This window comes from Geobacter hydrogenophilus (genome assembly GCF_018501225.1).
In the GTDB taxonomy this organism is placed as follows: Bacteria; Desulfobacterota; Desulfuromonadia; order Geobacterales; family Geobacteraceae; genus Geobacter; species Geobacter hydrogenophilus.
Map to the genome: position 1 here is coordinate 120,717 of NZ_JAHCZI010000006.1, position 12,340 is coordinate 133,056.

The following is a 12,340-nucleotide window of genomic DNA, read 5'->3' on the forward strand; positions in this document are numbered from 1 at the left end:
TGCATATAAAATATATACAATAATTCAAGGTGTTGGAAATCTAGGCATAACAAAAGTTGATGTCATGTGTCTTTTGGATGCGCTATTGCAAAACACTATTTTACAAATATATTCCGGCTCCATTTGCCTGTGGGGCGGAAATCCTGAACTCCCATCAATACTGAACAAGGAGGAGAAGCATGAGAAAAGTCGATGTGCACAAGTTGATCGACGGGGCCCAATTCAACCGGTTTCACCTGCAGGTGTTGTTCTGGAGTGCGCTGGTCATTATCTTCGACGGCTATGACCTCGTCATCTACGGCGTTGTGTTACCGGTGCTGATGAAGACATGGAACCTGACCCCGCTCCAGGCTGGCTCCCTGGGGAGTTACGCCCTGTTCGGCATGATGGTGGGGGCAATGACCTTTGGCCCGGCGGCCGACCGCTTCGGGCGCAAATGGATGATCGCCATCTGTCTGGTGCTGTTCAGCGGCATGACCTTCATCAACGGTTTTGCCACCACCCCCCTGGAATTCGGTATCTGTCGGTTCCTGGCGGGTCTTGGGATCGGCGGCGTCATGCCGAACGTGGTGGCGCTCATGACCGAGTATTCGCCGAAGAAGATGCGGAGCACCCTGGTCGGCATCATGTTCAGTGGCTATTCCGTTGGCGGCATGCTGTCGGCCGGCCTCGGCATGTATCTGATCCCCAAATTCGGCTGGTCATCGGTCTTCTTCGTGGCGGGCGTACCGCTCCTGCTGCTGCCGGCGATTCTCTACTTCCTCCCCGAATCCATCGGTTTCCTCCTCCGTTCCGGGCGTGACGAAAAGGCCGCTGCCGCCCTCGCCAGGGTGGAACCGGCCTTCAGGCCCCAGGCGGGCGATCAGTACCACATGCCGAGCGGCAAGGGTAAGCACGTTCCGCTGGTGGCGCTTTTCACCGAAGGGCGGGCGCTGAGCACGGTGATGTTCTGGGTCTGTTTCTTCATGTGCCTCCTCATGGTCTACGCCCTCGGTTCCTGGCTCCCGAAACTCATGACCAAAGCCGGTTACGGGCTCGGTTCCAGCCTCGCGTTCCTCCTGGTTCTTAACTTCGGCGCCATCTTCGGCGCAGTGGGGGGCGCCTGGATGGGGGACCGCTTCCAACTGAAGCGCGTAGTGACCGTCTTCTTCGTCATAGCCGCCATTTCGATCAGCCTGCTCGGCGTCAAGAACCCTACCTCCGTACTCTATCTGCTGGTGGCCGTTGCGGGCGCCACGACCATCGGGACGCAGATTCTCCTCTACGCCTACGTGGCCCAGTTCTATCCCCTGGCGATTCGCTCCACCGGCATTGGCTGGGCGTCCGGGGTAGGGCGCGGCGGTGCCATTGCCGGCCCGATCCTGGGGGGAGCCCTCCAGGCCATGAATCTGCCGCTCTCATCCAACTTCCTCGCCTTCGCGATTCCCGGCGCCGTAGCCGCGCTGGCCATGCTGCTGGTCGCGCGCCGGGATGAGTCGCCCGCCGAGGTGGATGGCCTGGCTTTTGCCGCCGAGACGGGGGCGATGGAGGTCGACTGACCATATTCCGATTATCCGGACAGTGATTTCGTGTGCAACGCCGGGAGCAAATCTGCTTCCGGCGTTTTTTTTGCATCCGGTCCATGAAGATCAGCAGAGCTTCTGGAGTGCACTGGCAGCGGAGTTCCCGATGGAAGGCCTAGAGAGAATACCTGCCCACATCCTTCGCAGCATCGGCCAATTTGTGCTTCGCCACGAGGAGCCCCTCTGCCGGACATGCGGTGAGGGTGGCGACCCTCTTCAGCAATTCAATCAGTTCTTCCCCTTTCAAAGCGTAGGCACAGCAGCGGGTCGCGGCGGACTGGAAGCGGTTCGACAATTCGAAGACGAGCACCGTGACCACGGCCCGGAGCAGATCCTGCTTTGACATGCTGGCCGCCGCAATTGTTTTGTCCGCCCTGAGCACGGCACTTTCAAGGGCAAATATCGCGATGATCATGTCCGCAACGGCCAGCATGACCTCCTGATGCTCCTTGGCAGGTGCCGCCGCGCCAAGCACCGTCAAAAAGAGCTGCTTGAGCCTGGCTATTGATGCGGCTGCCATGGCAAATTCACCGGTGCAGGCCGTTTCAGTGGCAACTCCTGCCTGGGCCTTTCTGACCAGCTCCCAGAGCGTGCTGCCGTTGTTGTCGGCCTTGCGCAAGAGCATGGTCGGGATAAGAATCCGGTTGATCTCGTTGGTTCCCTCGAAAATCCGCTGGATACGCGAATCCCGGTAGTAACGCTCCACGGCATACTCGCTGATGTAGCCGTAACCGCCATGGATCTGCACGGCTTCGTCCACTACCATGTCGAGCTGTTCGCTGCAGAATACCTTGGCAATGGCGCATTCTGCGGCATATTCCTCGATCGCCCTCTGGTAGCGTTCGTAATAGTCGTCGCCATCGCGCTCCAGTGTTGCGAGCCGACTGTCCAGGAGTCCCGCTACCCGGTAGACCACCGTCTCGGAGGCGTAGATGGCGGCTACCATGTCCGCAAGCTTCTCCTGAATGGCGCCGAACGTGCCGATCGGTTTTCCGAACTGTTTCCGCTCCGTCGCATAGGAAGCCGCCTCGGCAAAGGCCCCCTTGGCCATGCCCAGGGTCGACGTGGCCACTTTGAGGCGCCCCACGTTCAGCACGTTGAAGGCGATTTTGTGCCCCTTGCCCGCTTCTCCCAACAGGTTCTCCACCGGCACCCTGACATTGTCCAGAACAAGCTGGGTGGTGGAGGAGCCCTTGAGCCCCATCTTCTTTTCCTCTGCGCCTACGGAAAATCCTTCATACCCCTTTTCGACGAGGAACGCGGAAAAGTGTTTGCCGTCGATTTTGGCGAACACGGTGAACAGGTCCGCGAATGCCGAGTTGGTGATGAACTGCTTGGTGCCGTTGAGAATGTAGTGCCTGCCGTCGTCACTCAGGACCGCCGTAGTGCGCGAACTCAAGGGGTCACTGCCGCAGTCCGGCTCGGTCAGGGCATAGGCCCCGATCCACTCTCCCGACGAGAGTTTCCCCAGGTAGCGCTCCTTCTGGTCCGGGGTCCCGTAGTAGACCATGGGCAGGATTCCTATGCCGGTGTGGCCGCTGAACGCCATGTTGAACGATGCCGCCGGAGCGACCTTTTCGATCATCAGCATGTTGGTGGTCTTTTCCAGCTCCAGGCCGCCGTACTCCTCGGGGACCTCGGCGAGAAAAAGGCCGAGGTCGGCACACTGCCGCATCTTTTCGACAACAAACCCGAAATCCTTGTCTTCGATCCGGTCAATGTTCGGGAAGACCTCTTTCTTCATGAACTCTTCGGTGGTTTCCGCAATCTGCTTCTGCTCAGCAGTAAATTCCTCAGGCGAAAATATTTCCATGCCGGCGGTGTCGGCCAGTAAAAATTCACCACCATTCAGAAGGTTGCCATTCATTGTAAATCTCCTTGGTTCCGGTTGAATAATCCGGGTTAAGCCTCGATACGGCAGTTGCAGGGGGAATTCGCTGCAACCGCCGTATCCGGCCTGTTACTTCTCTTCGGGATAGTCGTAGAATCCCCTGCCGGCCTTACGTCCCACATAACCGGCCTTGATCATGTTTCGCAGCAGTCCCGGTGCGGCGAAGCGCTCCTGCTTCATGTAGTCGTGGAAGATGTTGATCACATGGTAGCCGATGTCCACGCCGGCGAAGTCCTGGAACTCCAGGGGACCCATGGGCATGTTGCAGCCGAGCTTCATGGCGGTGTCGATATCCTCGGCCGAGGCCACACCCTCCTCAAGCAGCCGGACGGCGTCGATGATGTAGGGGACGAACAGCCGGTTGACGACGAAACCGGGGGTATCCTTGCAGGTGATGGCGGTCTTGCCGATCTTTTTTGCCATCTCCAGGGCCAGGTCTTTGGTTTCGACCGCGGTCTGCAGGGCCGGAATGACCTCCACCAGCTTCATCATCGGCACCGGGTTGAAGAAGTGCATGCCGACGAAGTTGGCCGGGCGCTTCACCAGGGCCGCCATTTCGGTAATGGCAATGGAGGAAGTGTTGGTGGCGTAGATGGCGTCATCGCCGCAGACCGCATCCAGCTTCGCGAACAGCTCTTTCTTCACGGTGATGTCCTCGAAGACCGCCTCGAAGATGAAGGGCACGTCCTTGAGGCTGGCGACGTCGGTGGAGAAGCTGATCCTCGATAGGATCTCCTCCATCTCCTGTTCGGTGATGGTTCCCTTCTTGACAATCCGCTCCAGGCTCTTGGTGATGGTTTTCCTGGCCCGGCCCCAGACCTCTTCGCTCACGTCCACCACCTTGACCTGAAATCCGGCCATGGCGGCCACCTGTGCGATCCCGGCCCCCATGCTGCCGGCCCCGGCCATTCCTACCGTCTTGATATCGTCGAGCTTCATGGTGATTTCTCCTTTTGGGTATGTATCGTTATCTGCTCTGAAAATTCGGCTTTCTCTTTTCAACGAAGGCGAGAAGCCCTTCCTTGGCGTCATGGGTCCGGTGGTTTTCGGCCGAGTACTTCCGCTCCACCGCCAGGGCCTGCTCCATGGGGAGGTCGATCCCCTCGTGGACGGCAGCCTTGATGTAGCCAAGCGCCTTGCCCGCCCCGGCGGCCAGTTCATGGGCGAATTTCATGACGTCGGCCATAAAATTGTCCGGGTCGATCAGCCGGTCCACCAGCCCGATCGCCAGGGCCTCCTGGGGGCTCATGGTCCTGCCGCGCAGCAGGATGTCGAGGGCCTTGGAAAGGCCGACCAGGCGCGGCAGCCGCTGGGTCCCACCGGCGCCGGGGATAATGCCAAGACCCGCCTCGGGGAGGCCGATGAGGGCCTTGCCGGAGGTCATGAGGCGATAGTCGCAGGCAAGGGCCAGCTCGCAGCCGCCGCCCAGGGCATGGCCATTGATGGCGGCGATAACCACCTTCTTCATCCTGTTCAGGATAGTGTTGGCCCCCTGTAGCAGCTTTGAGAAGTTCTCGGCATCGGCCGGCCCCTGGGCCGCCATCTCTTTGATGTCGGCACCGGCGATGAAGGCCTTTTCCAGGGCACTGGTGATGACCACGACGGTGACGTCGTCCATCTGCTCGGCGTCGCTGAACGCCTTGAACAGCTCCATACCGAACTCGCCGTTCAAGGGATTGGTGGGGGGACGGTTGAGGGTTATGGTCAGGACCCGTTCTTCTTTTTTCAGGGTGACGTATTGATATGGCATTGGTTCGCTCCGTTTGTTGTGGATTGCAGTTCTCAGCTCACCTTCAGCACGACCGAGGCGGCGGTGTCGCCGGCAGCGCAGCCGGAGAAGAGGAGGTAGCCACCACCCTTCTGGACCACTTCCTCGATCCCCTCGATGATCAACCGAGCACCGGTGGGGGCCTGGGGATGGCCGTAGATGAGGGATGATCCGTAATTGTTCATGCTGTTCACATCCAGCCCCAGTTCCTTTGCCATGGCCAGGTCGTTGGCGGCAAAGGGGTTGTGAGTCTTGATTGCCTTGAGATCCGCCACCTTGATTCCCGCCTTGTCGAGAGCCATCCGGGCCGAGGGGGCCACTGCGGCAGCCATGTAGGCCTTTTTGGTGCGGGCGTAGCCGAAGGAGACCAACTGCACTTCGATGCTCGGGTTGGCGCTCAACTCCCTGGCCTTATCCCGGGTAGTGACGCTGATGCCGCAGTTGCCGTCGGCCGGGAAGGTCTGGGCGCCGAAGGTGAGGACGCCGTCGGGGAGCACCGGCCTGAGGCCCGCCAGCCCCTCTCTGGTGGTGACCATGACCCCTTCGTCAGCTTCCAGGGTGATGGTCTTCTTTTTGGAAACCTGCACCTCGGCAGGGAACATGTAGCGTTTCTGGAATTCCCGGTCGTTGGCCAGGGCGTCCTGGTACTGCTCATAGCGCCTCAGGGTAAGGACGTCGCACTCCTCGCGGGTGATGCCGAATTCCCGGGCCACGTTTTCGGCGGTCCGGATCATCGCCTCACCGGCCCAGGGGTCCTTGTTGACGTTGTCCATGAACCAGTCCTCGGCTATGGGCTTGCCGCCCGGCCCGGCGGGATTGGGCCACGTGGCATGGGGGCCGTTGGAGCAGCGGTCGGCCAGAAGGCACCAGCCGTTGTTGAACATGCCGGTCTCGATTCCCATCCCCGCCTGGTAGAGGGAAAAGGCCGAGGTGGAGCAGGCCTGGGTGATGAGCACGCCGGGAGAACCCTCGGCCCCCAACATGGCCGCGGCCCAGGGGCCGCTGTAGAACCACTGCTGCTGATAGACGGTGCTTCCGACGAGGACGTATTCGATGGTCTTCGGGTCCCAGCCCCTGCTCTCGAAAAAACGCTTCGATGTGGCAGCGCCCAGGACGATGGAATGCTCGTTGGCCAGGCTTCCCTGCCACTTGGCGAAGGGGGTGCTGTAGTAGCCGCGGTAGGGGATGTATGCCTTCGTTAACATGTGAACTCTCCTTCTTGTTTGGATTGGCTTCCGATAGCCGGCGGAAGCCGTCATGATCGTTGATCAATGGTCACTGGCATCGGCCATGCCGTAACCGGTGTTCTGCCGGATATACAGTTCGTCGAACTTCTCCTCCTCGCGGCGGCTGCCGAAGAGAAAGGTGCCGGCGATGGCGGCCAGGAAGCCCACCGGGATCGAGAGGATGGCAGGGTTCTTCAGTGGGAAAAGCGGTGCATCGAGACCAACCAGGGATTTGCCATCCCTGTTCTTTGCATAATCGGCTCGTGCCTTCACCAGGGCCTTCAGTTCCTTGTCGGCAAGCGCCACCCCTGATGCCTGTTTCGTCTCCAACTGGTCCACAACTTTTTTCGCGTCGGCGGCGATTTTCTTCGGATAGGTCATGGTAGGGGAAACCAGGACGACGCCGATGGCGAAAATGGCTCCTACGGTGAGGCCGGTGACGATTCCCCCGGCGTTGAAACGTTTCCAGAAGAGGGCGAAGAGGATCACCGGAAAGTTGCTGGAGGCGACCACGGCAAAGGCGAGCACCACCAGGTGGGCGATGTTCTGTTTTTCGCAGGCGATGCCGAAGACAATGGCGACGGCGCCGATCACGAAGGCGGAGAGCTTGGCGATCTTCATCTGCTCGCGCTGGTCGGGCTTGCCATCTTTGAGGACGTTGACGTAGAAGTCATGGGCAACGGCGGCGGAGACTGCCAGGATCAGGCCGGATACCACGGCGATGATGGTGGAGAAGGCAACGGCACAGACGAAGGCCAGGAACAGGTCGCCACCGACGGAGCCCGCGCCGCCGCCGACGTATTGGGCGATCATGGGGGCGGCCATGTTGCCCCCCTTGTCCACGGCGGTGATCTGCTGGGGTGTAATGAAGAGCGCGGCACCGAAACCGATGATCGTCACCATGATCATGAAGGCGCCGATGAGCACCATGGAGATGACGACGCTCTTGCGGGCCGCCTTGGCATTGGGCACGGTAAAGAAGCGCATCATGATGTGGGGCAGCCCCGCAGCGCCGAGGGCGAACGCCATGCCCAGGGACACCTGATCGAGGGGGTTCTTGAGGATCAATCCCGGTTCAAGGAAGCGCTGACCGTAGTCGAAACCGGGCTGGGGGGCGGCATGTTTCAGGAGTCCGCGGACGTGTTCCTGGATGGCGGGGCTGGAGGCGACCGCGTCGTAGAAGGCGAAGAGATTGAAGCCGAATTTCCACAGCAGGAGCATGGTGATGGTTACGCCGCTCAGGACCAGGAGGAACGCCTTGATGATCTGCACCCAGGTGGTTGCCTTCATGCCGCCGAAGGTGACATAGAGGATCATCAGGGCGCCGACGCCGATGATGGAGACGTTGTAGGGAATGCCCAGGAGCAGCTGCATCAGCTTGCCGGCCCCCACCATCTGCGCCAGCAGGTAGAAGGTGGAAACCACCACCGCCGACAGGGCCGCCGTGCCGCGGACTATCTTTGAGGTTGAACGCAGCGAAAGGATATCCCCCAGGGTATATTTGCCGGCATTGCGGCACGGTTCGGCGATAACCAGCAGGATGGTGACAAAGGAGAAAAACGGTCCCACCGCATACATGAAGCCGTCGGCGCCGAAAACGGAGGTGATCCCGGCGATGCCCAGAAACGTGGCCGCCGACAGATAGTCACCGGCAATGGCCCAGCCATTCTGCATCCCGGAGATCCCGCCGCCGGCGGCATAGTAGTCAGCGGCGGTCCTGGTGCTCTTTGCCGCCCGTACGACGATCGCACCGGTAAGGAGGATGATTGCCGCGAACATGCTCAGGGTAATGGCTTTATTGGTTTTTACCTCGTTTGCCGGGGAAGGAGGTGTTTTGGCGCTGGTGCCCGTCACTGCGGGAGCAGCGGTTGCCGGCCCCTGAGCCGGCGGCGCGGCGTAGCAGAGGGGGCAAATGGTCATGCACAGGATCATTGCAATCAGGAAATGTTTCATGCCTGTACCCCCTTGGCAATATCTGCCAGCACCTCTTTCGTCAGCGGGTCGAAATAGGTGTTGGATCTGTGGGTATAGATGAGGGCGACGGCCCAGATCATGGCGAATTCAAAGAGACAGAAAAAGTAGCAGACATTCAGCCGGCCCAGGATCCTGGCCTTCATGAATTCAGGCGCATAACCGGCGCAGATGGGAAGGAGGTAAAACATGATGGAGCTCAGACACCACAAGGTGATGAGAAACGACTTCTTTCTCCGGTGCAGTGTGATGAATTTCGGCATACTGGCCAGCGCTGCCCAATTGTCCCGTTTTTCTGTCATGGCAATACTCCTTCTCTTTATTCAGCCGTGGATGTATGGATTGCCGGTGCTGACTATCGCCCGGCAGCGATCAGTCCCAGCTTTCCAGTCTCATGGTCCCCATTTCTTCCAGATTCCGGTACATCTTGAAAACCTTATGGAGCATGTGCGGCTCATGGGCACTGTTGCTTGCCAGGCACTCTTTCAGTGAACGGTCGAAGTATTCCTGCAACAGAGGCTTGTATTGCGGGTGGGCACAGCGATCGATGATCCTTTGCGCCCGTTGCCGCGGCGAGAGGCCGCGCAGGTCGGCCAGCCCCTGTTCGGTAACCAGCACGTCCATGTCATGCTCGGTATGGTCCACGTGGGTAACCATGGGTACGACGCAGCTGATGCCATGGAGATCCGTCTGCGACGGCCGGGTCGACGGCGTGTGCATGATGGAGAGGTAGGCATTGCGCATGAAGTCGCCGGAACCGCCGACTCCGTTGAGTAGACGCGACCCGTTGACGATGGAGGAATTGACATGGGCGTAGATGTCGAACTCAACGGGGGTATTCATGGAGATCAGGCCGAGCCGCCGTACCGGCTCGGCGTGGTTGGTGATCTGGATGGGGCGCAGCAGGGTCCGCGAGGTATACTTTTCCCAGTTGGCCAGCAGACGCTTGATGCCGTTATCGGAGAGGGAGAAGGAGGCGGTGGTCACGTAGTCCAGTTTGCCCGAGTCGAACATGTCGAGCAGGTTGTCTTGAAAGACCTCGGTCCACACATTGAGGTTTTCGAAGGGGCTGGTGAGGAGCCCGCCGATGACGGCGTTGGCGATGGATCCGACTCCGGACTGGAGCGGCAGCAGATTCTTCGGCAGACGGCCGTTTTTAACCTCGAACTGCAGGAAATCGATGATGTGGTCGGCAATCAAAACCGAATTGCGGTCCGGCGCCCCCAGGGGGCGGCCCACCGGGTCCTTGTAGGAGTCGACGATGGCCACTATCTTATCCGGATCGCAGGGAATGCTGGTGGTGCCGATCCGGTCCTTCACGCTCAGGATATTGTAGACCTTCTTGTCCGGGGGAAGCGCCACACCAACGCAGTCATGGAGCCCTTCCAGGGAGGGGATCTTGCTGTTGATTTCAATGATGATCTTGTCCGCCCGCTCGACAATCTCGGCAATAATGCCGACAGCAAGGGTGGGAACGATCCCACCTTCTTCAGTGATGCAGCTCGCCTCAATGATGCCGACATCGAGCCTGCCGCCATTGTCCAGGGTGTAGTAGCCGTAGCCGAAGTCCTGGGCGTACATGGAGAGATAGCGGTCGCCGTAATCGATTTCGCCGGCATTGATGGCCTTGCGGATGGCATTTCCCTGCTGGTGGGGCCAGCGTCTGCCGAGCATGCCGAGTTTGGCCCAGCGATCGTCCACGTCGGTTCCGATGGAAGCACCGGTGTAGACATTGAATTTCATCTTGCCGGCAAGGCCATGCTTCTCAACGTGATCCGCCAGCAGACCCGGCACCGTCTTCGGGTGTCCCTCGGCAAAGCCGGAAAACCCAAGGTACATGCCGTCCTTGAAAAACTGGACGGTATCTTCCGCATCCATGATCTTGGAGAAGAGGCCGGGGTGTCTGATCCGTTTCAAAAATTCGTTTTCCTGTTTGACCGCCAATTGATTCATGGGTCGCTCTCCTGTTTGGCCGGTTTTGATTGTATAAATACAAACATTGTTTTGCATATGACGTTCCAGGATGTTTAATTAAATAAAAACAGTTATAACTGTCCGGAACTGCGTATATGTTGGACAAAATTACATTCTGTTAACGTGAGGGGCGGAAGATGAGCCTACGAAATATCGGATGAATCCGTGTCTGCAGGAATGGGTAAAGACGGGGGAGATGGGCTTTAAGTATGCGAGGTAATGGAGAGAATCGAGGGAAGGAGGTAAGTATACGATATTTCGGAGAGCCTACGATATTTCGGGGGAGGGGGTACTGCGGATGATACCCAGTTTCTTCATTTTCGATTCCAGGGTGGTCGGTTTGAGTCCCAACAGTTCCGCGGCGCCGTTCCTGCCGCGGATGCGCCAACCCGTTTTTTTCATGACGGAGAGGATGTGGAGCCGTTCTACCTCGGTAAGCAATGTCGCCCTGGCCGCGATGGTTGCGGTACCTTCCGGGACATCAACCTCCAGAGAGGTGCCGTTGCTGAGGATCATGGCCCTTTCGACCACGTTGCGCAGTTCCCTGATGTTGCCCGGCCAGCTGTAGCGTAGCAGGGCATCCATGTTCTTCTTCGGAACCCTCTCTATCGATTTGCTGAAGGCGCCGGCAAACTCCTTGACCATTGCCCGGACGAGCAGGGGGATGTCCTCTTTGCGCTCCCGCAGCGGCGGTACGGAGATGGGGAAGACGTTCAGGCGGTAGTACAGGTCCTCCCTGAATCTCCCCTCCTTGACTTCCCTGGCGAGGTCGCGGTTGGTGGCGGCAATGACGCGGGCATCCACCTTGATGGGGGTGGTGCTGCCGAGTCTTTCGAACTGCCCTTCCTGAAGGACTCTGAGAAGCTTCGATTGGAGATCGAGGGGGAGCTCGCCTATCTCATCAAGAAAAATGGTCGATCCGTCGGCGGCTTCAAACCGGCCGGCATATCTTGCTGCAGCACCGGTATAGGCTCCCTTCTCGTGGCCGAAGAGCTCGGCCTCTATGAGGGTTGCCGGCAGGGCAGCGCAGTTTACCTTGATCATGGAGCGTTCCCTGCGCCCGCTCAGGTTATGGATTGCCCGCGCCAGCAGTTCCTTGCCGGTACCGGTTTCCCCGAGAAGGAGGACTGTGGAATCGGTGCCCGCCACCTGCTGCAACTGCCGCAGCACGGTGTGGAGAGCCTCCGATTGGCCGATGATCTCGTCGGGACGGTATTCGATGTCGATCTGATCGCGGAGATAGATGTTTTCCGCTTCCAGCCGGTCCTTGAGGGTTCTGATTTCCGCCAGTGCGTTCTGGATTTTCTGATCGGCCCGTTTTCGCTCCAGGGCATTGGCAAATATCTCCCACAGGATGCGCAGGCGCTGGATCAGGTCATCGGGCCAGGACCGGATGACACTGTAGGAGACAAAGGTAATGAACCCTTCGACCACGCCCCCGACCAGTGAGGGAATGAACATGATCGAGCGGATGCCGCCTCGCTCGCGGCAATATTGCTTTTCCTTCCAAAAGGTTTCCGGCATCTCGTCAATATCGGAAATCTTAAAGATTTCGCCGGACTTTACCATGGAATTCCAGATTGGCACCATTGGGCGGGTGATCACAGCCAGCGGCGGCTCGATGCCGGGAAGTTCGTAGGAATGGGTGCAGATCATCTCCCCCGTATCGGGATCCACACGCCAAACAGTGCTCCGGTCGAATCCGAGAAATTCAACAATCTTCTGCAGCCCCTGGACGATCTTTCCGTCAACCTCATTAACCGGAACGTTGATAAAGGTGGTGGAGAGGGTCGAGAGGAGTGATTCGAATTGCAGCCGCTCAATCTGTGCTGCCTCGCGTTGCTTTGCTTGCAGACGTTTTTCTGGCATGCTTAAAGATCCTTGAGGGGGAAAATAGAAACGTGTTTTAGCTATTTGTGGGACTGTTATATTAGTTTTCAGATTGAGT

The 12,340-nt window shown here is 58.8% G+C and carries 9 protein-coding genes; 1 reads left to right on the forward strand and 8 read right to left on the reverse strand.

Annotated elements, in window-relative coordinates:
• Positions 1–179 precede the first annotated feature (179 nt).
• Positions 180–1,538, forward strand: a complete 1,359-nt coding sequence (locus KI811_RS11710; protein WP_214186656.1) for an MFS transporter — start codon at positions 180–182, stop codon at positions 1,536–1,538.
• A 139-nt stretch (positions 1,539–1,677) separates the two neighbouring features.
• On the opposite strand, the gene KI811_RS11715 is transcribed toward KI811_RS11710, so the two are convergent.
• From KI811_RS11715 to KI811_RS11750, 8 genes are all read right to left on the reverse strand, one after another.
• Positions 1,678–3,429, reverse strand: coding sequence for an acyl-CoA dehydrogenase family protein (locus KI811_RS11715; RefSeq protein WP_214186657.1), 1,752 nt, complete (start codon positions 3,427–3,429; stop codon positions 1,678–1,680).
• A 93-nt stretch (positions 3,430–3,522) separates the two neighbouring features.
• Complete coding sequence (locus KI811_RS11720) at positions 3,523–4,392, reverse strand: 3-hydroxyacyl-CoA dehydrogenase family protein (RefSeq protein ID WP_214186658.1); 870 nt, start codon at positions 4,390–4,392, stop codon at positions 3,523–3,525.
• Between the two features lie 28 nt (positions 4,393–4,420).
• Positions 4,421–5,203 (reverse strand): enoyl-CoA hydratase/isomerase family protein, encoded by a 783-nt coding sequence (locus KI811_RS11725; protein WP_214186659.1) that lies wholly within the window; start codon positions 5,201–5,203, stop codon positions 4,421–4,423.
• A 32-nt stretch (positions 5,204–5,235) separates the two neighbouring features.
• The gene (locus tag KI811_RS11730) at positions 5,236–6,426 is read right to left on the reverse strand and encodes a thiolase family protein (protein WP_214186660.1); all 1,191 of its coding nucleotides are present in this window, start codon (positions 6,424–6,426) and stop codon (positions 5,236–5,238) included.
• A 63-nt stretch (positions 6,427–6,489) separates the two neighbouring features.
• Positions 6,490–8,400 carry a solute symporter family protein gene (locus KI811_RS11735; RefSeq protein WP_214186661.1) on the reverse strand — a complete coding sequence of 637 codons (1,911 nt, stop codon included), beginning with the start codon at positions 8,398–8,400 and terminating at the stop codon, positions 6,490–6,492.
• Positions 8,397–8,720 (reverse strand): DUF485 domain-containing protein, encoded by a 324-nt coding sequence (locus KI811_RS11740; RefSeq protein ID WP_214186662.1) that lies wholly within the window; start codon positions 8,718–8,720, stop codon positions 8,397–8,399. The genes KI811_RS11735 and KI811_RS11740 overlap by 4 nt, the downstream gene beginning before the upstream one ends.
• A gap of 70 nt (positions 8,721–8,790) precedes the next feature.
• A complete protein-coding gene (gene scpC / locus KI811_RS11745; RefSeq protein WP_214186663.1) occupies positions 8,791–10,371 on the reverse strand; it encodes a succinyl-CoA:acetate CoA-transferase ScpC in 1,581 nt (526 codons plus the stop codon).
• Between the two features lie 288 nt (positions 10,372–10,659).
• Positions 10,660–12,261, reverse strand: a complete 1,602-nt coding sequence (locus tag KI811_RS11750) for a sigma 54-interacting transcriptional regulator (protein WP_246551709.1) — start codon at positions 12,259–12,261, stop codon at positions 10,660–10,662.
• Positions 12,262–12,340 lie beyond the last annotated feature (79 nt).